22 protein-coding genes are annotated in these 23,131 nt (G+C 69.3%); 10 read left to right on the top strand and 12 right to left on the bottom strand.

What is annotated here, in order from left to right; translation table 11 throughout:
- Nucleotides 1-169 precede the first annotated feature (169 nt).
- Nucleotides 170-898: a dienelactone hydrolase family protein gene (locus tag NX1_RS02920; RefSeq protein ID WP_068053257.1), complete on the bottom strand. Its 729-nt coding sequence runs from the start codon at nucleotides 896-898 to the stop codon at nucleotides 170-172.
- A gap of 339 nt (nucleotides 899-1,237) precedes the next feature.
- Nucleotides 1,238-1,879, bottom strand: a complete 642-nt coding sequence (locus tag NX1_RS02915; RefSeq protein WP_068053253.1) for a histidine phosphatase family protein — start codon at nucleotides 1,877-1,879, stop codon at nucleotides 1,238-1,240.
- Nucleotides 1,880-2,075: 196 nt separating this feature from the next.
- Here NX1_RS02915 and NX1_RS02910 point away from each other — a divergent pair, with 196 nt between their 5' ends.
- A complete protein-coding gene (locus tag NX1_RS02910; protein ID WP_068053250.1) occupies nucleotides 2,076-2,915 on the top strand; it encodes an SDR family NAD(P)-dependent oxidoreductase in 840 nt (279 codons plus the stop codon).
- Between the two features lie 20 nt (nucleotides 2,916-2,935).
- Here NX1_RS02910 and NX1_RS02905 read toward each other — a convergent pair whose 3' ends face one another.
- A complete protein-coding gene (locus tag NX1_RS02905) occupies nucleotides 2,936-4,672 on the bottom strand; it encodes an aminotransferase class V-fold PLP-dependent enzyme (protein WP_068053246.1) in 1,737 nt (578 codons plus the stop codon).
- 160 nt (nucleotides 4,673-4,832) lie between these two features.
- On the opposite strand from NX1_RS02905, the gene ligD reads away from it, so the two are divergent.
- Nucleotides 4,833-5,780 carry a non-homologous end-joining DNA ligase gene (gene ligD, locus NX1_RS02900; RefSeq protein WP_068054128.1) on the top strand — a complete coding sequence of 316 codons (948 nt, stop codon included), beginning with the start codon at nucleotides 4,833-4,835 and terminating at the stop codon, nucleotides 5,778-5,780.
- A 47-nt stretch (nucleotides 5,781-5,827) separates the two neighbouring features.
- On the top strand, nucleotides 5,828-6,679 hold the full coding sequence (locus NX1_RS02895; RefSeq protein WP_068053243.1) for an SDR family NAD(P)-dependent oxidoreductase: 852 nt from the start codon (nucleotides 5,828-5,830) through the stop codon (nucleotides 6,677-6,679).
- A 62-nt stretch (nucleotides 6,680-6,741) separates the two neighbouring features.
- Here the strand turns inward: NX1_RS02895 and NX1_RS02890 are convergent, their stop codons facing one another.
- On the bottom strand, nucleotides 6,742-7,263 hold the full coding sequence (locus NX1_RS02890; RefSeq protein ID WP_068053239.1) for a DnaJ family domain-containing protein: 522 nt from the start codon (nucleotides 7,261-7,263) through the stop codon (nucleotides 6,742-6,744).
- Nucleotides 7,264-7,408: 145 nt separating this feature from the next.
- Here NX1_RS02890 and fadD11 point away from each other — a divergent pair, with 145 nt between their 5' ends.
- From fadD11 to NX1_RS02875, 3 genes are all read left to right on the top strand, one after another.
- On the top strand, nucleotides 7,409-9,226 hold the full coding sequence (gene fadD11 / locus NX1_RS02885; RefSeq protein WP_068054122.1) for a fatty acid--CoA ligase FadD11: 1,818 nt from the start codon (nucleotides 7,409-7,411) through the stop codon (nucleotides 9,224-9,226).
- Nucleotides 9,227-9,355: 129 nt separating this feature from the next.
- Entirely contained in the window at nucleotides 9,356-10,405 is a 1,050-nt protein-coding gene (locus NX1_RS02880; RefSeq protein WP_068054117.1) for a multicopper oxidase domain-containing protein, read from the top strand.
- Nucleotides 10,402-11,661, top strand: coding sequence for a ZIP family metal transporter (locus NX1_RS02875; protein ID WP_245668285.1), 1,260 nt, complete (start codon nucleotides 10,402-10,404; stop codon nucleotides 11,659-11,661). The genes NX1_RS02880 and NX1_RS02875 overlap by 4 nt, the downstream gene beginning before the upstream one ends.
- Nucleotides 11,662-11,726: 65 nt before the next feature.
- Here NX1_RS02875 and NX1_RS02870 read toward each other — a convergent pair whose 3' ends face one another.
- From NX1_RS02870 to NX1_RS37645, 4 genes are all read right to left on the bottom strand, one after another.
- Nucleotides 11,727-12,800, bottom strand: coding sequence for an MBL fold metallo-hydrolase (locus tag NX1_RS02870; protein ID WP_068053235.1), 1,074 nt, complete (start codon nucleotides 12,798-12,800; stop codon nucleotides 11,727-11,729).
- A gap of 189 nt (nucleotides 12,801-12,989) precedes the next feature.
- Nucleotides 12,990-14,228 (bottom strand): cysteine--1-D-myo-inosityl 2-amino-2-deoxy-alpha-D-glucopyranoside ligase, encoded by a 1,239-nt coding sequence (mshC, locus tag NX1_RS02865; protein WP_068053231.1) that lies wholly within the window; start codon nucleotides 14,226-14,228, stop codon nucleotides 12,990-12,992.
- A 249-nt stretch (nucleotides 14,229-14,477) separates the two neighbouring features.
- Nucleotides 14,478-14,726: a hypothetical protein gene (locus NX1_RS36770; protein WP_068053228.1), complete on the bottom strand. Its 249-nt coding sequence runs from the start codon at nucleotides 14,724-14,726 to the stop codon at nucleotides 14,478-14,480.
- A gap of 62 nt (nucleotides 14,727-14,788) precedes the next feature.
- Nucleotides 14,789-14,938: an aldo/keto reductase gene (locus tag NX1_RS37645; RefSeq protein ID WP_169812166.1), complete on the bottom strand. Its 150-nt coding sequence runs from the start codon at nucleotides 14,936-14,938 to the stop codon at nucleotides 14,789-14,791.
- A 168-nt stretch (nucleotides 14,939-15,106) separates the two neighbouring features.
- Between NX1_RS37645 and NX1_RS02855 the strand changes: the two genes are divergently transcribed.
- On the top strand, nucleotides 15,107-15,973 hold the full coding sequence (locus tag NX1_RS02855) for an LLM class flavin-dependent oxidoreductase (RefSeq protein ID WP_068053225.1): 867 nt from the start codon (nucleotides 15,107-15,109) through the stop codon (nucleotides 15,971-15,973).
- A 284-nt stretch (nucleotides 15,974-16,257) separates the two neighbouring features.
- Here NX1_RS02855 and NX1_RS02850 read toward each other — a convergent pair whose 3' ends face one another.
- The 4 genes from NX1_RS02850 to NX1_RS02835 all read right to left on the bottom strand — a co-directional run bounded on the left by NX1_RS02850 (nucleotide 16,258) and on the right by NX1_RS02835 (nucleotide 19,452).
- Nucleotides 16,258-17,064 carry an SCO1664 family protein gene (locus NX1_RS02850; protein WP_068053222.1) on the bottom strand — a complete coding sequence of 269 codons (807 nt, stop codon included), beginning with the start codon at nucleotides 17,062-17,064 and terminating at the stop codon, nucleotides 16,258-16,260.
- A 3-nt stretch (nucleotides 17,065-17,067) separates the two neighbouring features.
- Nucleotides 17,068-17,652, bottom strand: a complete 585-nt coding sequence (locus NX1_RS02845; RefSeq protein WP_067783416.1) for a DUF3090 domain-containing protein — start codon at nucleotides 17,650-17,652, stop codon at nucleotides 17,068-17,070.
- Between the two features lie 83 nt (nucleotides 17,653-17,735).
- Nucleotides 17,736-18,479 carry a histidine phosphatase family protein gene (locus NX1_RS02840; RefSeq protein ID WP_068053217.1) on the bottom strand — a complete coding sequence of 248 codons (744 nt, stop codon included), beginning with the start codon at nucleotides 18,477-18,479 and terminating at the stop codon, nucleotides 17,736-17,738.
- Nucleotides 18,480-18,516: 37 nt separating this feature from the next.
- Complete coding sequence (locus tag NX1_RS02835; protein WP_084500971.1) at nucleotides 18,517-19,452, bottom strand: undecaprenyl-diphosphate phosphatase; 936 nt, start codon at nucleotides 19,450-19,452, stop codon at nucleotides 18,517-18,519.
- Between the two features lie 315 nt (nucleotides 19,453-19,767).
- Here NX1_RS02835 and NX1_RS02830 point away from each other — a divergent pair, with 315 nt between their 5' ends.
- The 3 genes from NX1_RS02830 (at nucleotide 19,768) to NX1_RS02820 (ending at nucleotide 23,092) form a co-directional block, all read left to right on the top strand.
- Nucleotides 19,768-20,733, top strand: coding sequence for an aldo/keto reductase (locus NX1_RS02830; RefSeq protein WP_068053211.1), 966 nt, complete (start codon nucleotides 19,768-19,770; stop codon nucleotides 20,731-20,733).
- 19 nt (nucleotides 20,734-20,752) lie between these two features.
- The gene (locus tag NX1_RS02825) at nucleotides 20,753-21,796 is read left to right on the top strand and encodes a heme/hemin ABC transporter substrate-binding protein (protein WP_068053208.1); all 1,044 of its coding nucleotides are present in this window, start codon (nucleotides 20,753-20,755) and stop codon (nucleotides 21,794-21,796) included.
- A 150-nt stretch (nucleotides 21,797-21,946) separates the two neighbouring features.
- A complete protein-coding gene (locus NX1_RS02820) occupies nucleotides 21,947-23,092 on the top strand; it encodes a FecCD family ABC transporter permease (RefSeq protein ID WP_245668284.1) in 1,146 nt (381 codons plus the stop codon).
- Nucleotides 23,093-23,131 lie beyond the last annotated feature (39 nt).

Below are 23,131 nucleotides of genomic sequence, written 5' to 3'. Positions count from 1 at the left end.
CCATAGCCACCACCCCCATCGGTCACGCCGACATGAAATCACCTGTAGGTCAACACCGCTCACCGCTCCGCGCTTGACGCCGGATCGGGCGGATCTGCTCCCTGACCCCTTGCCGACGGCGTACTGGAGGTGTGGCAGATAGCCGTCGGATCGGTGGCCGATTCGGCGGTCAGCGTGACGGCGGGTTTTCGCGGTCCGCCAAATGCTTCTCGAAGAAGGCGAAGATGCGTCGCCAGGCGTCCGCGGTCGCGTCGGCGTTGTGGCCGAGACCGGTGACGCGCAGCAGCCGGTCGCCGGGGAAGGTGTTGGCGAAGCCGTGGGTGACGCCCGGATACGTCTTGATGTCGTGAGCGACACCGAATTCGGTGAGCGCGCGTTCCAGTTTGGCCGGCGCGCCGACCAGCGACGGGTCGCGGCGGCCGTAGCTGGCCACCACCGGGCAGGTGCCGTCGAGCAAGGTGCGGTAGTCGCCGTAGAGGCCCGGATAGAACGGGGCCGCCGCGTCGAAGCCGCGCGGCGCGGTCAGCAGCGCGAACCCGCCGCCCATGCAGAAACCGACCACGGCCGTGCGGCCGGTGCACGCCGGATCGGACACCAGGCGGTCGCGTGCGGCGAGGATGTCGCGCACCGGGACCGCGTCGGTGTCGGACTTGCCGCCGGTGAACCACAGCGCGCGCATCACCGCCCGCATACAACGGGCACGGCCGCGCGAGAACAGATCGGGGGCAACGGCCAGATAACCGTGCTCGGCGAGCATCGCCAGGTTCCCCTCGAGATCCGGACCGAACCCCAGCACGTCGTGCACCACGACGACGCCCGGCCACGGACCCGCGCCGGAAGGCCTGGCGATCAGCGCAGGCAGCGGACCGTCCGGCGCGCTCAGCTCGACCCTGTCCATGATCGGAAATGTACGCCGCGCGGGTCGAGGGCGGGGCGCGTTGACCGAAGCGCGACTCGTCCGAGTTCGGTCATTGCCCGCAGGATGCGGGCCCGGCCGAAGTCGACCACAGAGCACCCAGGCGGACGCTCGACGGGACCGACGGCGACGTTTCCCGAAATCGACGGCACTGGACTCGGGGAGCCTGAAGCGGCGGTTCCCACGGCGGCGGACCGCAGGCAAAGCCACGGCGCGCGGTCCTCGAAGTCGACGGCGGTGGCTCAGAGAGGACTGGCGCGGCGGGTTGCCACTCGGTGGCGGACGGCGAGCAGACCTCGAAATCGACGGCGCGAACGACGGTCAGTTTGCCGGCACGGCCTCGAGGTGGCGCGTGTCGCCCAGGCTCGACACCTCGCGGTTGTGGAAGAAATCGTCCTCGGTGAGCACCGTGATACTGCCGGACGCGGCCCGGAAGGCGACGTAGCCCGCCGACTCGATCGGCATCCCGATCCACGCCGCGATCACGAATGTCATTGCGCCGCCGTGCGTCACGATCACCTGATGCTCACGGGGGTCATCGAGGATTTCTCCCATCGCGGCGTAGATGCGCTGTGCCAGACTCATTTTGGTCTCCGCGCCCGCGATTCCCTCGTCGTGGCGCAGGCGTTCGCCGACCGCGGGCGGTGGAACGAATCGCCGATCCAGCCACTCCTGCGGCCGTCCGCCCGCCTCGCCGTAGGACTTCTCGCGCAGTCTCGCGTCGAGGATCGGCGTCACGCCCAATGCCTCGCCGACCGCTTCGGCCGTCTGCGCGGTGCGCAGCAGATCCGAGGAGTACATCCGCACGTCGGCGTCCTCGGGTATCCGCGCACGCAGCGCCACGCCGATGGCGGCCGCCGCACGCGTGCCCGCCGCGGTGAGTTCGGAGTCGAACCACCCGCCCACGACTCGGTCGACGTGATGGGTCGCCTCCGGATGCGTGACGACATAGACCTTGCGCACCGATTCTCCTTCTCACGCGGGCAGCAGTTCGGGTGGCGCACATGGCCGATCGCCGATCGCGTCGAAAGGGGACTCCCACCCACTTTCACAATAACGGCTCGGACCAGGAAAAACATCGGCCCTCGGGTCGATGTTCGGCGGGCGGCGCTTCCCTACCCTGGTGACCTCTGACCGGATCGACCGACGCGGAGGAACAGTGGACAGCCTGGACAACAAGATCGCCGTGGTCACCGGCGCGGCCTGTGGGATCGGCCGCGGGATGGTCGAAGCGTTCCTCGCGGCGGGCATGCGCGTGGTACTCGCCGACATCGAGGAAGCCGCGCTCGCGGCCACCACGGCCGATCTGCGCGAGGCGGGCGCGGACGTGCACGCCGTGGTCACCGACGTGTCGATACCCGGCGAAGTGGCCGCGCTGGCCGAATCCGCGCTGCGCGCCTACGGCGCCGTGCACGTGCTGTGCAACAACGCGGGCGTCTTCGCGGGCAGCAAGCCCAGCTGGGAGAGCACGCTCGACGACTGGGCGTGGGTGCTCGGCGTCAATCTGATGGGCGTGGTGCACGGCATCCACACATTCCTGCCGCTGATGATCGACCAGGGCGAGCAGGCGCACATCGTCAACACCGCTTCGATCGCCGGACTGATCGCGGGCGGCTCGGTGTACGGGGCATCGAAATCCGCGGTGGTCGCGCTATCGGAGACGGTGCGTTTCGAACTCGTCGACGGCGGATACAAGCCGCGCGCCTCGGTGCTGTGCCCAGGACTCGTCGACACCGGCATCTACGTTTCCGAACGCAATCGCCCCGCGCGCTATCCGCAGGCCGGCCCGCGCCCGAGCGGGTGGTCGATCGATGCAGCCCGGCGGGCGTTCGAGCAGGGCCTCGAGCCGCGCGGTGTCGGTGACCTGGTGGTGGAGGCGATCCGCGAGGAACGCTTCTACGTCCTCACCGGCACCGGATATCTCGAGCACATTCGACACCGCGCCGAACAGATCGCCAATCAGCAAGACCCGGCGATGCCGCCGATGGTGGCGAACTGATCCACCGTGCGCGCCTGCCCTCAGCGAGGATCGGGCGTCAGGCATTGCGGCGGCAGCGGGAACCAGCGCAGCGCTTCGAAATGCGCTGGGAGCCCGGTGGAACCGTCGGGAACCTCATCGGGGCGGGCCTCGAACAGGGTGCGGGCGGTACGTAGGTGTTCGGCCAGCGCGGCCTCGTCGAGGGTCTCGCGCTCCGTCGGATAGTGCAGGGTGCCCGCGCTGTCGTACCAGAGGTCCGTCAGACGTAACGGGGCCTGGTGGGTCGCGTCCCGGTGGCGCCATAGACCGGTGTCCGGACCGAAGACGTAGTCGGTGAGGAGACGGTGACCGAACGAGGCCAGCAGCTCCACGGCCTCGATCAGATAGTCGCGCACGGTGTCGGAGATGAAGTAGTTGAAGTTGACCCGTGTCCAGCCGGGTTTGATGCCTTCGCAACCCAGGGCGATCTCGTCTCGGTAGGCGCGCGAGTTCTGCGCATCGATCGCCAGGAGCCGGTGCCCGTACGGGCCCGCGCAGGAGCAGCCGCCGCGAGCTTGGATGCCGAACAAGTCGTTGAGCAGGGCTACGACGTAGTTGTGGTGCAGGTAGCGATCCGCGCCGCACCGCACGCGGAAGGACACGATGGACAGTCGCCGGGCACGAGGGTGGCCGAGGATCTCGATGTTCGGGTGTTCGCGCCACCGGCCGAAGGCATGACGCCACAGCCGCTGTTCCCGTTGCTCGATGAGGTCGGTGCCGACGGCGTCTTTGAGCGCGAAGACCAGACCGGCACGGATCGACTCGATGATCGCCGGGGTTCCGCCCTCTTCCCTGGCAACGGGATCATCCAGGTAGCGGTGCCCGATCGGGTCCACGAACGCCACCGTGCCGCCTCCCGGCACGGTGGGCACGGCGTTGCGCACCAACTCACGACGAACCACAAGCACACCGGGAGTCTGCGGTCCGCCGACGAACTTGTGCGGTGAGAGAAAGATCGCGTCCTTGTGGTCGCCGCGACCGGGAGCGCTCTCCCGCACCCGGATCGGAACGTAGGGGCCGGCAGCGGCGAAGTCCCAGAAGGACAACGCGCCGTGCTCGTGAAGCAGGGCGGCGATCCGGTCGGTATCGGACAAGACACCGGTAACGTTCGAGGCGGCCGAGAAACTACCGATGCGCAATGGCCGGTCCGCGTAGCGGATCAGCCGCTGCTCGAGTTGTCGCCGATCGATCTGACCGTCGGCGTCTTCGTCGATCACCACCAGATCGGCGATGGATTCCCGCCATGGCAACTCGTTGGAGTGGTGTTCGTAGGGGCCGATGAAGACCACAGGTCGCTGCGAATCGGGGATCTTCCCGTCCCACCGGTAGCGCGCGAGGAGTCCGGACGGAACGCGGAGCTCGAGAATGCCCACCAGCTTGTTCACCGCCGACGTGGCCCCGGACCCGCAAAAGATCACCAGATCGTCCTCGGTGCCGCCAACGGCGTCGTGGATGATCCGGCGTGCGTCCTGCCGCAGCCGTGAGGTCTGCAATCCCGTGCCGGAGCTTTCGGTGTGGGTGTTGGCGTAGCGCGGCAACACCTGTCTGCGGATGAAGTCCTCGAGGAAATCCAGCGACCGGCCTGAAGCGGTGTAGTCGGCGTAGGTGATCCGGCGCCGACCATACGGTCCGTGCAAGACCTCGCCTTCACCGATAACCCCTTGCCGGACTCGCTCGAGCAACGGTGAGGTGGGGACCGGCGCGGCCGAGACGTCCACGCTGCTCATTGTCTTCTCCATGCCGGCCCTCCTTCTTCACCGCGAGGCACCGATACCCCGGCTACCAGCCACCGTGCCCCGGAGCCATGCGCCGCGCCAGGGCCATTGGTCTGCCTCTTGAATTATCCGAGCAATCGTTTGCCAAAGATATGCTGTATCGGTGGTGTCCGCGCCGCCGCCGATGCTGGCCCGTTCCGGACGACCGCCCGCTGACCCGGACGGTTGGGCTTTCGAGATGAAATGGGACGGCATGCGCGCCATCGCCGCGGCGGCCGACGGGACATGCCAGCTCTACAGCCGCAACCGCAAACAGGTCACCGGCTCGTTCCCTGAGATCGCCGCGGCCGTCGCCGCGGCGGCAGGCGATCACCAGGTCACCCTCGACGGGGAGATCGTCGCACCGGAGGGCGCGGGCGGCGCACCCTCGTTCTCCCGGCTCCAGCGGCGCATGCACGTGCGGGCGCCGTCCGCACAGCTGATTCGCGATGTTCCGGTGCTGTACATGATCTTCGACCTGCTCGCCCTCGACGGGCACGCCACCACCGCCGTGCCGTACTCGCAGCGGCGGGACCTGCTCGCGCGGCTCGATCTCGGCCGCCCGCCGATCCAGCTGTCGCCCTACTGGACCGACGTCGATCCCGAAGCGCTGGCCGCGGCCGCGGCCGAGAACGGGCTCGAAGGACTGGTCGCCAAACGCCTCGACTCCACGTATCAACCCGGTGAGCGGACCCGCAACTGGATCAAGACGCCGTTCCGGAAAACGGCGGAAGCCGTCATCGCCGGATGGTTGCCAGGAAATGGCCCGTTCGCCAAGACATTCGGGTCTTTGCTTCTGGGAGCACACGATTCGGCGGGGCGGCTGGTGCCGATCGGCAGCGTCGGCACCGGCTGGACACTCGCCGAACGCCGCAAACTCCGCGCCCGCCTCGACGAAATCACCCGTCCTGATACACCTTTCGACGTTCCGCCGCCGCGCGCGGTGTCCGTGGTGGCGCACTGGGTCGCACCCGAATTGGTCGCCGACATCGAATATCGCGAGGCCACGTCCGAGGGTCTGCGTCACCCCAGCTGGCGGGGCCTGCGCATCGACAAGACTCCCGCCGAGATCAAGTGGGTAGTACCCGAGTAGACGCCATTCAACGCCCCGAGCCGCCGACCTCACCCGGAGAACGAACCATGAGCCGCTACAGCTTGCGCGACAAAGTCGTCCTGATCACCGGCGCGACCGGCGGCATCGGAGCCGCATGCGCCCGCGACCTGCTCGACCGTGGGGCACGGCTGGTCCTGGTCGACCTGGACCGGGCCGCCCTCGACGCTCTCTCCGCCGAGCTGGGTACGGGCGCGGTGCTCGCGGTCGCCGCCGACGTGACCTCCTTCGAGCAGATGCGCTCGGTCGCCGATCAGGCGGTCGCCCGCTTCGGCCGCATCGACGTCGTATTCGCCAACGCCGGCACCGCCGTCGACCCGCCGGTCACCGTCGCCACCGCGGACGTGGCCGCCTACGAAAGAGTCATCGAGGTCAACCTCCTGGGTGTGTGGCGCACCGTCAAAGCCTGCCTCGACGAGGTCATCCGCAATGACGGGTACGTCCTGGTGACCGCGTCGATCTACGCGTTCGTCAACGGGATCGCCAACTCCGCCTACGCCACCTCCAAAGCCGCGGTGGAAATGTTCGGCCGTTCACTGCGAACCGAACTCGCGCACACCGGCGCACGCGCAGGCGTGCTGCTTCCGGGCTGGGTCGTCACACCCCTCGCGCACCCCGCTCTCGGCGGCAACCAGACCGCGACGACCATGGCCCGACGCGCTTTCAAAGGCCCACTGGGACAACCGATATCGCCCGAACGGGTCGCGCACGCTGTCACCGCCGGAATCGAACGACGCTCCGCCCGCATCATCGAACCCCGACGCTGGGCGCCGATCTCACTGCTGCGCGGCATCTTCGCCACCGCAACCGACGCCTGGCTCGACCACGACAGAACCATGTCCGCACTCGTTCAGCGCCTGGAATCCGAAGCGAAACACTGACCGGGACTGTCGGGTCGACGGTTGATTCCGACAGTCCGTAGACCCTCAGGCGTGCGACAGGCTCAGAGGCGGAAACGCTGCCACCACCGACGCGGCGGCGGACCCGCGGCTTCCGGCGCGCGCCGCGGAGCAGCGGATGACACTCGCTGCGGAGCGGCGGACGAGGGCGTCGCAGGTGTGGGTGTGTGGTCGGCCCGCCAGCGCACCACCACCGCGTCGGCGTTCACCGGCCCGACCGGAACGTGGGGCGGCGTCGGCGTCCGCAGATAGCGGACCACGCGCTGGTTGAGTTCGGACACCGCGGCCCGAACCTCACGCTCGGTGTCCAGTTCGGCCACCGTCTCGTGAATGCGCTCCATATCGCGGCGCAGCACGAGCGAGTCCGGCAGCATGCCGTCGGCGCGCACCCCTTCGCGGCGCAAGTAGTCGCGCAACCACCAGTTCTCGTCCACAGGGGTGCCCACCCCGGGAATCGGGCGGCCCGCGCCGCGCAGATTGTCGAACTCCCCGCGCTCGGTCGCCTCGCGGACCTGTTTGTCGATCCACGATTCGAAGGTCTGATCCGGCGGTTTGCGCTCGGTCATGTCATCCAGCCTACCGAGGCGGTTTCGATGGCTCCATGACATTGGGATGTGTTGTACAAGAACAGGATTCGGGGAAAGTCCGCGCGTGGCGGCCCGCGCGACCTACGGTCGTGGCACAGTGCCGGGCGTCGTGAGTGAGACCGAAATGACCGAACCGAACACCTCCTGTGCCGCTTTCCAGCGCGTCGCCGCGATCGATCCCGGCGCCGTGGCCGTCCGGTCGATCGGCGGAGAACAAAGCCTGACGTGGCGCGAATACGCGGACCAGGTCCGTGCCGTCGCGGGTGGGCTGAGCGCGCTCGGCGTCGGCCGCGGCGACACCGTGGCGTTGATGATGAGCAACCGCGTCGAGTTCTATCCGCTCGAGGTCGGCGCGCAGCACACCGGCGCCACGTCGTTCTCGGTGTACAACACCCTCGCTCCCGACCAGTTGCGGTACGTGTTCAGCAACGCGGGCAACCGGGTGGTGATCTGCGAGGAGCAGTACGTCGAGCGGGTTCGCGGCTGCGGAGCGCCGATCGAGACCATCGTGTGCGTCGACGGCGCCCCGGAAGGAACCCTCGGCGTCACCGAGCTCATGGCCTCGGCCGCCGACGATTTCGAGTTCGAGGCGACCTGGCGGGCCGTGCGCCCGGACGACATCGTCACCCTCTGCTACACCTCCGGCACCACAGGCAACTCCAAGGGCGTCGAGATCACCCACGAGAGTCTGCTGTTCGAGGCGCGCGCGTTCGCCTCGGTGCTGCCGGTCGAATTCGGCGACCGCCAGACCTCCTACCTGCCGACCGCGCACATGGCCGACCGATTCACCGCGCTGTATCTGCAAGAGGTGTTCGGCACGCAGATCACCGCCGTACCGGATCGCGCCCAGTTGCCCGCCGCGCTGCTCGGCGTGCGCCCCACCATTTGGGGCGCGGTGCCGCGGGTGTGGGAGAAGTTCAAGGCGGCGATCGAGTTCTCCGTCGCGAACGAGGCCGATCCCACCACCAAGGCCGCCCTGCAGTGGGCCCTCGACACGGCCCGCCGCAAGGCCGATGCCCGGCTGCGGGACGAGCCGCTCGATCCCGCACTCGCCGAGGAGTGGGCGCGCGCCGATGCGGCCGTGCTGTCCAAGCTGCGCGCGAAACTTGGTCTGGATCAGGTGAAGTGGGCGATGTCGGGGGCTGCGCCGGTGCCGCCGGAGACACTCGGCTTCTTCTTCGGGCTCGGTATCCCCATCTCCGAGGTGTGGGGCATGTCGGAGCTGACTTGTGTGGCCAGCGTCAGCCCGCCGCAGCAGGCTCGCCTCGGCACCGTCGGCAAGCTGCTGCCGGGGCTGGAGGGCGCCGTCACCGACGACGGGGAATTCCTGGTGCGGGGGCCGCTGCTCATGCGCGGCTACCGCAAGGAACCGGAGAAGACCGCCGACGCGCTCGACGCCGAAGGCTGGCTGCACACCGGCGACATCATCACCGTCGACGCGGACGGCTACCTGAAGGTGGTCGACCGCAAGAAGGAATTGATCATCAATTCGGCGGGCAAGAACATGTCTCCCGCCAATATCGAGAACGCCGTCAAGGCGGCGACGCCGCTGGTCGGCTCGCTGGCCGTGATCGGGGATCGGCGGCCGTTCACCACCGCGCTCATCGTGCTCGACGCCGAATCCGCGGCACCCTATGCCGAACAGCACGGACTGCCGGATTCCTCGCCCGCCGCCCTGGCCGCCGACCCGGGCGTGATCGCGGCGATCGCCCGCGGCGTGGCGGCGGGCAACGCGACACTGTCGCGAGTCGAGCAGGTCAAGCGATTCGCGATTCTGCCCGTCTTCTGGGAGCCGGGCGGTGACGAGATCACCCTGACCATGAAACTGCGCCGCAAGCCCATCGCCGAGAAATACGCGGACGAGATCGAGGCGCTCTACGCGGATCGGCCGGGCAGTTCGGTGCATGAGCCGATCGAGGCGCTCGAACCTGTGGTCAACTAGCGACGAGCGTCCGCGGAGAACCGACCAGCCTGAATGGCATCCCGAATAGTTGTATTAGCACGCCCTTAGATCTAATTTAGGTAATACGAAACTACGCGGGAAGGGCGTGGGGCTGTGCAGCGTGACTCGATGGGGGGAGCTTCACGGCGGGGGTTTCTGGCGGGCGGCGGCGCGCTGCTAGGCCTCGGTGGCGCGGCGGTGGCGGCGCGCGCGGGCCTGTCGGAGGCGCAGCCGCGCACCGAACAGACCGGACACGGCATGCACGGCGCGGTCGCCCACGGCGGCGGCGCCGGCGGCCCCACCTTCCGCATCGGCTCGACGGTCGATCACGACGCCAACGGATTCGACCCCACCGACATCCTGCGCGACTTCGATTACGGCACCGTCTCGAAAACCCGCGACGGCCGCACCCAGCGGGAGTGGGAGATCGCCTCCACCGACAAGGAACTCGAGGTCGCACCGGGCGTCAAGTTCCCGGCCTGGGTGTTCGACGGCCGAATCCCCGGCCCTACCCTGCGCTGCACCGAAGGAGACCTGCTGCGGATCACCTTCACCAACGGCTCCCGGCACCCGCACACCATGCACTTCCACGGCATCCACCCCGCGGCGATGGACGGTACCCCGGGCCTCGGCGCCGGACTCATCGAGCCCGGGCAGACCACCGTCTACGAATTCGACGCCACTCCCTTCGGGCTGCACCTCTACCACTGTCACGTCGGGCCGCTCGCCGAGCACATCGCCCGCGGCATGTACGGGACGTTCATCGTCGACCCGCCGCAGCCGCGTCCGGCGGCCGACGAACTGGTGATGGTGCAGCACGGCTACAACACCACCTTCGACGCCGAAGGCAATCAGCTCTACGCGGTCAACGGCATCCCGTTCCACTACATGCACGAACCGGTTCGGGTGAAACGCAACGAACTGGTGCGCATCTACCTGGTCAACGTGCTCGAGTACGACCCGATCAACAGCTTCCACATCCACGGCAACTTCTTCGACTACTTCCCCACCGGAACTCGCCTGCAGCCAACGGAATACACCGACACCATCGTCCAGGGTCAAGGCCAGCGCGGCATCTGCGAACTGCGGTTCCCGTATCCGGGCAAGTACATGTTCCACGCGCACAAGTCCGAGTTCGCCGAACTGGGGTGGATGGGGTTCTTCGAGGTGACCGAATGAGCGAGCGCGCCGACATCGAGACCGAACGCGAGCCGGTCACCGCGCCGGAAGCCGAGGCGAACCGCGCACCGGCGAGCGGGTGGCGCGGTTGGGCATCGACCATCGCGGTGGTCCTGTTGCTCGGGCTGGCGCTGGCCGCGCTGGCCGTCGTGTGCGGGCGCTCGCTGCCCGAGCGGATCGGCCCGCCCGTCGAAGAGCTCGCGGTCGAGCAGGTCCGGATGTCGCCCGGCCGCATCGATCTCACCGTCCGCAATGCCGGACCCGACCCGGTTCAGGTGGCGCAGGTCTTCGTCAACGATGCCTTCGTCGACGTCCGCGGCGGCGAGGACCCGATCGAACCGCGCCGCAGCACCGTGCTCACCCTGGACTACCCGTGGCAGGAAGGTCAGCCGTACGTGGTGTCCATGATGACCTCCACCGGTGTGGTCATCGAACACGAGATCGGCGCCGCTGTTCGGACGCCCACCGGTGGTCGTGACCTGTTCGCGGTGATGGCGTTGCTCGGCACCTACGTGGGCATCGTCCCTGTCGTGCTCGGCATGCTGCTGCTTCCGGTGCTGCGGCGAATCGGCAAGGGCGGCATCCGTTTCCTGCTCGCGGTGACCGTCGGACTGCTGATCTTCCTCGCCGTCGACGCCGTGTTCGAAGGGTTCGAGCTCGGCGATCGTTCGGGCGGCGCGTTCGGCGGGGTCAGCCTGCTCGCGCTCGGGTCGATTCTCGCCTTCCTCGGGCTCACCTTCGTCGATCGCTGGTTGCATGGCCGCGGCGACTCGGCCGGCGGGCGCGGCGGTGGAAGGCTGGCGCTGATGATCGCCATCGGCATCGGCCTGCACAACCTCGGCGAGGGCTTGGCCATCGGATCCGCCTACGCATTGGGCGAACTCGCGCTCGGCGCGGCGCTGGTGATCGGCTTCGCGCTGCACAACACCACCGAAGGGTTGGCGATCGTGAGCCCGCTGCTGGCGGCGCAACACCCCGGTGTGCCGCGACTGCTCGGCCTCGGGCTGATCGCGGGCGGACCGGCGATCCTCGGTGCGGTGCTCGGCGCCGGTGTCGGCAATGCGGAACTGTCGTTGCTGTTGCTCGGCCTCGGCATCGGTGCGATCGCACAGGTCGTCGTGCAGATCGCGCCAGCGTTGCGCACCACCGACAATCGAGCGACCGGGACCGTGGCAGCGATGGACGCCACCGCGATCCTGGGCGTCGCCGTCGGCGTAGCGGCGATGTACGCGACAGGTCTTCTGGTACTGGCGTAACACCCAGGTGGTCCTAAGCTTTTGCGCGCCTCACATAGGCATCGAGAGGTGTGTGGAGTGCGGGTTCAAAGAGCGAAGGTCAGGCGGCCGGGGCTGAGGTAATCGGTGGGGTCGTGCATCGTGCGCAGTTCCGGGCGGCGGCCGGGGGCAAGGCGCGCGAGTTCGGTGCGCAGCGGGGCGTCGTAGGTGACGGCGCTCGCGGTGAGGCCGGGCAGCCAGTTGTCGTGGTGGCCGGGGACGAAGACCGACGGGCCCAACGCTTCGACGTACTTGCGCGGGTCGCGCAGCCCGTTGGTGATCTGGTTGTAGCCCTGCACCGCGCCGAGGTGCACGTCGGTGCTCGGCAACCCCGCCAGCAAGTCGAAGACCTCGGGCGCCTTCTCCGTCAGCGGGCCCGCCGAATCGTGCCAGGTCAGCGTGAAACCGGGGACGCGGAATTGGTACAGCAGGACGCCGCCCTCCGGATCGAGCAGGCGCGGCAGCGTCTGGCGCAGATCGGTGAGCGTCGGGCGGTGACGCCGGATCGGGCCGAGTTCGGGACGGGGGAAGAACCGGCGCGCCTCGTCGGCCGGGTCCTCCGGGGTGCGCGCCGAATGTAGGTGCCTGACCGCGGTGATCTCGATCCCGGCGAGGGTGACCTCGTGGCGCTGCCCGATGAGGGTGTGCGCGTCGCCCAGGGCGACCGTTGGGAACGTGGCCTCGGAAACTTGGGCGCGGATCGCCGTGCAGTGTTCGGCCGTGCCGTAGACGGTCGCGCCGCTCGCCTCGGCGATCGCGCCCGCGTCACCGGCATGGTCGAAATGCCCGTGGCCGATGAAGATCGCGGCGGGACGCAGGTCCGCCAGCTCCTGCGGCGTCGCGGGCACGTAACCGGAGCTGGTCACCCGCGGCACCCACGCGTCGAGCAGGAACACCGAACCGCCGAGCGCGAGCGCGTACGTCGTGCACCCGACCCACGACAGCACCGCCCGATCGGCCCGCACCGCACCGGAATCGGGATCCGCCGCGGCGCCGAAGAACCGCCGCCGCGCCGCCACCGTCCGCGCGTCCCCCGGCTCGCCCACCGGGTCCAGCCGCAGCGGACCACCCAGTGCACCACGAAGACCGGCGATCAGAGAACCAGGATGCAGATTGCACATTTGTGCACCAGATCACGGAACGCGACGTTCGGCAAGACCTCGGGGACCGTTGCCGCGCAACCCAGCGACGAGGGCGGCCGCGACCATGACGAGCGCCTACACGCGGTCCGCACCCCGGATGTTCGCCATGAAGGGTGGGGAACCCGCGGTGGTCCGCATGGAATTCGCTGCCGGGTGCGGCCTGAATCCCTAGAGCTCCACGCCGAGCAGCGCGTCGACGGCCGTCGCGAGCGAACCGGGCGCAGCGGTGTCGGGGCCGCCGTATTCGAGCGCCTGAGTGGCCCAGTTATCCACGGCGGCAAGGGCTTTCGGAGTGTCGAGATCGTCGGCCAGGTGCTGTCGCAGCCGGGCGATGGTGTCATCGGCGGCGGGGCCGGAGGCCAGCGTGGTGGCGCTGCGCCACCGGGCGAGACGCGCCTCGGCTTCGGTCAGGACCTGATCGGTCCACATGCGGTCCTGGCGGTAGTGGCCTGCCAGCAGGCCCAAGCGGATGGCGGCCGGGTCGACGCCGGACTTGCGCAGCCTCGAGACGAGCACCAGATTGCCCTTGGACTTCGACATCTTCTCGCCGTCGAGGCCGATGAGCCCGGCGTGCACGTAGTGGCGGGCGAAGCGGCGGCCCGCGACGACGGATTCGGCGTGCGCGGCGGAGTACTCGTGATGCGGGTAGATCAGATCACTGCCGCCGCCCTGGACGTCGAACTCCGGGCCGAGGCGGTTGAGCGCGATAGCCGAACACTCGATGTGCCAGCCGGGACGACCGGCACCGAACGGCGCGGGCCAGGACGGCTCGCCGGGGCGGGCGGCGCGCCACAGCAGCGCGTCGATGATGTCGCGCTTGCCCGCGCGGTCCGGGTCGCCGCCGCGCTCGGCGAACAGGCGCTCCATGGTCGCGCGGTCGTAGCCGGATTCGTAGCCGAACTGGTCGGTGGCGTCGGCGCGGAAGTAGACGTCGGGGAACTCCGCGTCGTCGACGACGTAGGCCGCGCCCGAGGCGAGCAGCTTCTGGACGAACTCGACGACCTCGTCCACCGACTCGACGGCGCCCACGTACTCGCGCGGCGGCACGATGCGCAGCGCCTGCATGTCCGAACGGAACAGCTCGATCTCGCGGGTGCCGAGGTCACGCCAGTCCACGCCGTCGCGGGCGGCCCGCTCGAACAGCGGATCGTCGACATCGGTGACGTTCTGCACGTAGTGCACGTCGTGGCCCGCGTCGCGCCAGAGCCGGTTGACCAGGTCGAAGGTCAGGTAGGTCGCGGCATGCCCGAGGTGGGTGGCGTCGTAGGGGGTGATCCCGCAGACGTACATGGTGGCGGTGGCGCCGGGGGTGACCGGCCGCACTCGCGCGTCGGCGGTGTCGTACAACCGCAACGGTGGCCCTGCTCCGGGGACGGTCGGAAGGGCGATATCGGACCAGGACTGCATGGTTCGAGGGTAAAGGTGCGGCCGAGCTCGTCGGCGCTCGACCCGGCTCCGCGGGCCACCACGCTACCCACACACCCTGCCGGGACCAGCCGAAACGAGACGACTACCAGAAGTCAATGGTTTCGCTCACGTGGAAGGGAACATCCGACGAATCCGGGAGTCCGCGGTTCGCCCAGCAAACTACCCCGGGCCGCGTGAGTCCGCCAAACCGCGGCGCGGCGACCGCTCACCGTGCGGCCGCGAGGCAATTCACAGCGAAGCGCCGCGACGACCGTCCACCCTGGTCGCGGCGGTGCCGAACAGGAAAGGATGGGGTTCGCATTCGGCTAGGAAATCACCGGGAAATCCGCGCTCGAACGGCGCTGCGGCCTCCAGGCGGCGCACCGCGTCCTCGGGCAGCGTCAGCTCGGTGTCGGCCAGATTCTCGGTGAGTTGCGCGACACTGCTCACCCCGACCAGCGGCAGCACCGCGGGCGGTTGTGTCTGGTCCAGCGCCACCTGCGCGGGCCGAGCGCCGAGCTCGCCGGCGACCGAGGCGGCGGCCGCACGCTCACGCGCGGTCAGCGCGCGGCCGGATCGACCCGGCTGCCTGCCGCGCCGGACAGCTTGCCCGCCGACACCGCGTCGTCGAGGGCGCGCAGCGTCTCCTCGAGCGGAGTGTGCCGATCCCAGATGTGCACCCAGAGGATGTCGCGCCCGCGCAGGGGCATCGAATCCCCTTGTGCCCATGACGATTTCGGATACCCGGAGGCCGGTGGTGCCGAAGGGTCGATAACGCAGCATGGTTCGAGTCTCATGGAGCGGGCGCGCCCGAGACCCTGCCGGGACACCCTCGGACAGCGGACGAACTTGTCGGAGCCGACCGCTACCTTGGGCTGGTGACGGTACTCGGTGCGATCGCGCTCCCCCAGCTCCCGCCCGAACAGCTGCCCGCGATCGCCGCGGCCGCCGAACGGAGCGGACTGGCCGAATTGTGGCTGTGGGAGGACTGTTTCTGGGCCGCTGGCAGCGCGTGCGTGGCCACGGTGCTCGCGCACACCGAACGCCTGCGCGTCGGCATCGGGGTGCTGCCCGCGCCGCTGCGCAATGTGGCGCTGACCGCGATGGAGGTCGCGGCGCTGCTGCGCATGCACCCGGGACGGGTGATTCCCGGTCTTGGACACGGCGTGCAGGAGTGGATGGGGCAGGTGGGCGCTCGGGTCGACTCCCCGCTGACTCTTCTGCGCGAACAGCTCACCGCGCTGCGCGAACTGCTGCACGGCGAAATCGTCGACGCCTCCGGCAGATACGTCCAGCTGGATCGGGTCGGGTTGGATTGGCCGCCCGGCACGCCACCGCCGCTCGTCGCGGGCGCGAGCGGGCCCAAGACCCTGCGGCTGTCCGGTGAACTGGCCGACGGCACCGTCCTCACCAGTTCGACGACCCCCGACGGTATTCGCGCCGCCCGCCGACTCATCGACGAAGGACGCGCGACGGCCGGCCGCACCGAACCGCACAACGTCATCGTCTATCTGCTCGCCGTCACCGGACCCGACGCCGCTCAGCGCCTAGCCACCGCCCGCCGCCACGCGGGTCTCCCCGACACCGTTGGCGTCGCGGGCGATGCCGACGCTATCGCCGAGGCAGTCCACCGGTGGTCCGCGGCGGGCGCCGACACCGTCGTCCTCGAACCCGCACCCGACGAACCGGACCCCATCGACTTCGTCCGCTTCGCAGGCGAACAGGTGCGTCCCTTGGTCGAATGAAAGCTCCTTCGCCGACAGCGCCGCGACGAAAACCGGCAACGCCCGCCGCCGTCTTCGAGTTATCGGGTTCCGACCCTGCCAGCGCGCGAATCGACCCGGCACTGCGAACGCCCGCGGCGGTGTCGGCGACCAGCGACGACCCGCCACCCGGCCTCCGCACGCCCGACCGGGGTGGGGGCTGACAGGAGCCGAGCGCTATCCCGAACTCGGCAAACCGGCGCTCGCCGCACACTGGCACCGAGTGCACTTCCTGCCCTTGAACTTTCCCGCTCCCGCGAACAACCTCAGAACGCGGGCCACGGTATCGGCCGCGACGTGCGCGGCAGCGGCATCACCGGCTGGTCGAGCAGTTCCTTCGTGCGGCCGGCGAGTGCGTCGATCTCCGCGTCGGTGATGTGCTCGGCGAGGGCGTCGGCGAGTTCACCGGGCAACGCGGCGGCGAAAGCGGCGATGTCGACGATCAAATCATCGCCGATCGGCAGACCCGCCCAACCCCACAGCACCGTGCGCAACTTGGGCTCGCTGTGCAGGCAGATGCCGTGATCGACGCCGTACACCTGACCGTCGATGCCCTCGAGCGCGTGTCCGCCCTTGCGGTCGGCGTTGTTGAGCAGCACGTCGAGCACCGCCATGCGCCGCAGACGCGGGTCGTCGGCGTGAATCAGCGAGACCTCGTTGCCCGCGCCGTCCAGTGCGCGCAACACCTCGCAGAAGCCCTCGGGAACCGAGCCGGGCGGGCACAGGTCGACCAGATCGAGCCGGTTGCCCCGTTCGGTGTGATTGTCGACCGACTCCACCCAGCGCTGCACCATGCCGGGACCGTAGGGGCCGTCACGCAGAATCGTCTCGGGGATCACGCCCCACCCCAGTGCGTCGGAGATCAGGTACGAGGCCACTTCGCGTCCGGCGAGGGTGCCGTCCGGAAAATCCCACAGCGGCCGCTCTCCGCGCACCGGCTTGTACACCACGCGCAGCGGGTGCCCGTCGACGTCCGGGTCCACATCGCAGACGAGCGTCACGTTGCTCGCGGTGCTCACCCGTCCGATCACGCTCAGCTCACCGGTGGAGAACGCCTCGTCGACCCGCGCCACGCATCACTCCTCTAGCTCGGCCGCGCCGAAGATGTCGCCGCGCTTATAGCCGTTGGTCCGCACGCACATGTGCCCGCGCGACGAAAGCGGTTCCCCGCACAACGGACACGGCGGACGGCCCGCGGCGATCACTCGCGCCGAACGTAGCGCGAACTCGCGAGCCTGGATCGGAGTGAGGAAAACCCGGACCGCGTCGGGGCCTTCCTCGGTGTCGTCCAACACCACCGACTCGTCCACTTCGGTCTCGGTGATCGCCAGCAGCTCCACCACCACGGCGCCCGCGTCGGCGTCCCAGCCCAGACCCATGGTGCCGACCCGGAATTCGGCGTCGATCGGCGTCACCAGCGGATCGGTGTCGGTCACGTCGTCGGCCTGCGGCGGCACCTGCGCGCCGAACCGGCGCGCCACCTCGTCCAGTAGCAGTCCCATGCGGTCGGCGAGCACCTTCACCTGCTGCTTCTCCAGCAGCACGCTCACAACGCGCGGCTGCTGTACCGCCTGCAGGTAGAAGGCGCGATCGCCCGGCTCACCGACGGTCCCGGCGACGAAACGATCGGGGGTGCGAAATACATGGATTGCTCGTGCCATCTGCACCTCCTGATGCGTGACCCTGATCGACTCTCCGCGGCGCCCGGACTCCGAGAACACCGACTACTCGTTTACAAGGAATCTCAGCGCTCCGCATTCCCATTATCCGCACTAGGAGTACCGCCTAGCTCGCCGCCGGGAACGGGGCCGGACGTATCCGATCGATTCGCGTCCGCGTCGTTGCGCGGTTGCGGCCTGATCGCCTCCAGCGCGCCCAGATCCGAACCGGTGTCGTTGAGCCGCCACACGTAGGGCGCGTGCGGGGTGTAGCGAACGACGCTGATCGACGCCGGTTCCACCACGATGCGCTGAAATCCGTCCAGGTGCAGACCCAGTGCGTCGGCGAGCACGGACTTGATCACGTCACCGTGCGTGCACGCGACCCACAGCACGTCGTGGCCGTGCCGCTCGGCGAAGACGCGATCGTGTTCGCGAACCGCCGCGACCGCGCGGGCCTGAACCTGGGCGAGACCCTCGCCCGCCGGGAACACCGCACCGGAGGCGTGCCGCTGCACCACCTTCCACAACGGTTCGGTGAGCAGGTCGGCGATCGGTTTACCGGTCCAGTCGCCGTAATCGACCTCGATGAGCCGATCGTCGTACTCCGGTTCCAGCCCGAGTTTGTCCGCCAGCGGGCCGACCGTGCGCTGACAGCGGAGCAGAGGCGAATGCACGATGTGCTGAATCGGGAGCGCACCGAGTCGTTCGGCGACCGCGCGGGCCTGATCGGCGCCGTGTTCGGTGAGATCGACTCCTGGACTGCGACCGGCGAGTGTGCGGGCGGTGTTCGAAGTCGACGCACCGTGCCGCAACAGGATCACCGTCATGGCGCCAGCTTAGTGGGCGCTTTCGATGCCGAGCGGCTCATGTCGCCGACACCACCCCGCCCGCGAGCAGACCCATGATCACCAGGCCGAGCACGATGCGGTAGCCGACGAACCAGTTGAACGAGTGCTTCGACACGAACTTCAGCAGCCACGCCACCGACGCGTAGCCGACGACGAAGGACACGATCGTGGCGACCAGCAGCTGCGGGCCCGACGCGTTGAGTCCCTCGCCCGCGGGCTCGAACGCGTCGGGCAGGCTGAACAGCCCGGACGCGGTCACCGCGGGAATGGCCAGCAGGAACGAGAACCGCACCGCGGCCTCGCGCTCCAACCCGAGGAACAGGCCGGCCGATGAGGTGGCGCCGGAGCGCGAGACCCCGGGAATCAGCGCGAGGCACTGAGCGAAACCCATCACCAGTCCGTCGCGGTTGGTGAGCTGCTCGATCGATCGCCGCTTGGCGCCGTAGTGCTCGGCGGCCGCGATCACCAGGGCGAAGGCGATCAGCATGAACGACACCAGCCACAGGTTGCGCGCGCCGGTGCGGATCTGGTCCTTCAACACGAAGCCGATGACGCCGATCGGGATGGTGGCGATGATCACATACCAGCCGATGCGGTAGTCGAGCTCGCGCTGCCGGTCCTCATCGAGCCCGTAGGGAACGGGACCGCCCGCGGTGACGATGGGCAGTTTCGTGGTGACCTGATCGGTGATCGGCACCATCTCCCTCGACCTGGCGCTCATCTTCTCGGTCAAGGTGGTGAACCAGGCGACGATGATGCGCCAGATGTCCTTGGCGAAATACACCAGCACGGCGGCCTCGGTGCCCAGCTGGGTGACCGCGGTGAACGAGGCGCCCGCGTCGTCGCCGAAGAACACCGAGGACACGATCCGTAGATGCGCCGAGGAGGAAACCGGCAGGAACTCCGTCAGACCCTGCACCAGTCCGAGTACCAGTGCCTGCAACCAGGTCATCGACTCGCCCACGCAACCTCCTCTTCCACTGCCCGAAAAATCCGTTCCGACTGGGCAATTGGTCCAGCGACGACACCGCACGCCGGAAAGCGGCACCGCAATACGGCAGCGACAGTACATGTCGCCCGGTGGACGCGTGATCCCGGCCGCTGCCCCGCCCTGCGTTCCCCGCCCGCGCAGCACCGGCGAACGGGCAGGTCGGGCGGCGTCTTCGGACGCACCTCGGCTTTCGTACGAGGTCATGCGCCGCTGATGACCGTCTGGGGCCGACTCAACCTTTAGGCTTGGCGCCGTGATGAAAGCGCGGATCCGGTGATGGAACAGCGGACGGTCGGACGCAGCGGCCTACGGGTGTCCCGGCTAGGACTGGCGACCCACACCTGGGGCGCGCAGACGGACGTCGACGCCGCCGCGGTCCAGCTCGTGGCGTTCGCCGAGGCGGGCGGCACCCTCGTCGACACCTCCCCCGCCTACGCGGGCGGCGCGGCGCAGCGAATCCTCGCCGATCTGCTCGGCGACCTGGTGTCGCGCGACGACCTCGTGTTGAGCGGCTGCGCGGGCGTGCTGCCGCGCACCGAACCGGCGCAGACCACCATCCCGGGCCCGGCGCCGCGCGCCGAGATCGACGCGTCCCGGCGCGGGCTGCTGCGCCAGCTGGACCGGACGCTGCTCGAACTCGGCACCGACTACCTCGACATCTGGCACGTCGCGGCCTGGGATCCGGACACCCCGCTCGACGAGATCGCGGGCACCCTCGAACACGCGGTGCGCTCCGGCAAGGTCCGCTACGCGGGCGTACGCGGATTCAATCCGTGGCAGCTGGCCAGCCTCGCCGCCATCGCGCCGGTCTCCGCGGCCCATACGCCGTACTCGCTGCTCGCGCGCGGCGCCGAGAGCGAATTCGTCCCCGCCGCACAGCATCACGGCGTCGGCGTGATCGCCTCGGCGCCGCTGGCGGGCGGCATCCTTACCGGCAAATACCGCGACGGCGTGCCCGCGGACTCGCGCGGGGCCGACGAGGCGACCGCCGCCGAGATCCGCCACCGCCTCGACGAACGCGCCACCCGGGTGGTCGACGCGCTCGTCACCGCCGCCGACGGGCTCGGCACCTCGCCGCTCGCCGTCGCGCTGGCCTGGATCAGGGACCGGCCCGGCATCGCGAGCATGATCGTCGGCGCTCGCGACATCGGGCAGCTGACGGGCGTGATGGCCGCCGAGACTCTGGAATTGCCGCGCGCGATCGCGGCCGCACTGGACGACGTCAGCGCGCGCACCGAATGACGCAGATTAGGCTTGCCTCATGAGGTTCCTCGACCGTGTCCGTTCCGGGGTGGTTCGCTACCTTCTCCTCGCCCTCGCCCTGACCCTGTTCGCCGGAACCGCGGCGTGCGGCGGCAGCGACGGTGGCGCGGCGGGTTCCGGCCAGCGCGGGCCGAGCACGGCCACGGTCGGCGACCAGCAGCCGGTGCCGATCGGTCCGGCTCCGACTCCTGCGCTGCCCGCGACAGTGCGTTCCTTCGACGGCACCGAGGTCACGGTCACCTCGGCCGACCGCATCATCGCCGCCGACCGCTACGGCACCCTCGTCCAGACCGTCTGGGCGCTCGGTCTCGGCGCCAACCTCGTCGGGCGCAGCACCTCGGGGGTGTTCCCCGCGATCGAGGACCTGCCGATCGTGACCGGCGGCAACGGCTCGATGAACGTGGAATCGGTTCTGGCACTGCGCCCCACGGTGTTCCTCACCGACACCACCAGCGCAACGCCCGCGATACGGGAGCAGCTGCGCGCGGCCGGGGTGACGGTCGTCTACTTCGACCCGCAGCGAACCATGGCGGGCGTGGTGCCCCAGATCGAGGCCGTCGCCGCCGCACTCGGCGTCCCCGACCGCGGTCGCGCCCTGGCCGACCGCACACGCGACGAGATCGCCGCCGCGTCCACCGGGGCTGCCGCCCACGACAAGCCGTTGCGGATCGCGTTCCTGTACTTGCGCAGCACCGCCATCACGATGATGGCCGGGCCCGGCTCCGGCGCCGACCAGCTGATCACTGCCATCGGCGGCGAGGATGCGGGCACCGCGGCCGGGTTGACCGAACCGTTCACCGCCATCACCAGCGAGGCGATGATCAGTTCCGCCCCCGATGTGCTGCTCGTCATGACCGACGGGCTGAGCTCGGTCGGCGGCGTGGATGGACTGCTGAAGGTCCCCGGCATCGCGCAGACACCGGCCGGCAAGAACCGCCGCGTCGTCGATATGGCCGATGGGGTGCTGCTGAGCTTCGGCCCGAACACCGGGCGCGTGGTCGCCGCGCTCGATGATGCCGTCTACGGCGCCGTGCCGGCATGAGCGAAGGCAGTGAGCGAATCGTGTGCCAGCGCGCCTCGCGCATGCCGGAGCCGAGCGCCAGCGAGGCGCAGGCATGAGCGAACGCAGTGAGCGAATCGTGTGCCAGCGCGCCTCGCGCATGCCGGAGCCGAGCGCCAGCGAGGCGCAGGCATGAGCGATCGGGCGGGCACATCGTCCGTTTCATCGGCCAACGGCGCCGGGCCCGTGCGGGAGAACAGCATCGAGTCGCCGCCGCCCGAGCCGGTTCCGGCGCGCACCCGCTCGGTCTCGCGGATCACCGTCGCGTTCGCGGTGGCGATCGCCGCGTTGGTGGTGCTGGCCTTGGCGTCCGCCGCCATCGGTCAGGTGCCGACCTCGCCCGCGGAGGTCGCGGGCAGCGTGTTCCACCGGATCGGTCTGGACTGGGGGCCGTTGCCCGCCCATCCGGCCGGTGAGGTGACGCTGTGGGAGGTGCGTTTCCCCCGGGTGGTGCTGGCGATGCTGGTGGGCGCGGCGCTGGCGACAGCGGGTGCGTTGTTGCAGGGTGTGTTCGCCAATCCGCTGGCCGAGCCCGGCGTGATCGGCGTTTCGGCGGGCGCGGCGGTCGGTGCGGGCACCGTGATCGTGGTCGGCGGCGCGTTCGTCGCGGCATGGTCGGTCGCCGCCGCGGCGTTCGTCGCGGGCCTGTTCACCACGCTGCTGGTGTATCTGCTCGCGCGCTCCAACGGCCGCACCGAAGTGGTGACCTTGGTGCTCACCGGCGTGGCGATCAATGCTTTCGCGGGCGGCCTGATCGCGTTCCTGCTGTTCGTCGCCTCCCCCGCGGCGCGCGACCAGATCGTGTTCTGGCAGTTGGGCAGTCTCAACGGCGCGAGCTGGGAGTCGGTGGCGGTCGTCGCCCCGCTCGCCGCCCTGGGCGTACTGGCCGCGATCGCGGTGGCGCCGCGCCTGGACCTGCTGGCGCTGGGTGAATCCGCCGCCCGCCATCTCGGCGTCGACGTGGAACGATTGCGTCGCAATGTCATCGTCATCGTGGCGGTGCTCGCCACCGCGGGCGTCGCGTTCACCGGAATCATCCTGTTCGTCGGCCTGATCGTCCCGCATCTGGTGCGGATGCTCGTCGGTCCCGGCCATCGCGTGCTGATCCCACTCAGCGCCATCGTCGGCGCGGTGGTGCTGCTGGCCGCCGACGTCGCGGCCCGCTCCCTCGTCGACAACGCCGATCTTCCGCTCGGCATGCTCACCTCGCTCATCGGCGGTCCCTTCTTCTTCTGGTTGCTCCGCCGCACTCGCGCCCGCGCCGGAGGCTGGGGATGACCGCGACCCGCCCGTACCGATCGCGCGGCTCTGCAGTTG

Source organism: Nocardia xishanensis NBRC 101358 (assembly GCF_001613365.1).
GTDB classification, from domain to species: Bacteria; Actinomycetota; Actinomycetes; order Mycobacteriales; family Mycobacteriaceae; genus Nocardia; species Nocardia xishanensis.
The sequence above is the reverse complement of the archived record's forward strand: the minus strand, read 5'-3'. Positions and strand labels throughout refer to the sequence as shown.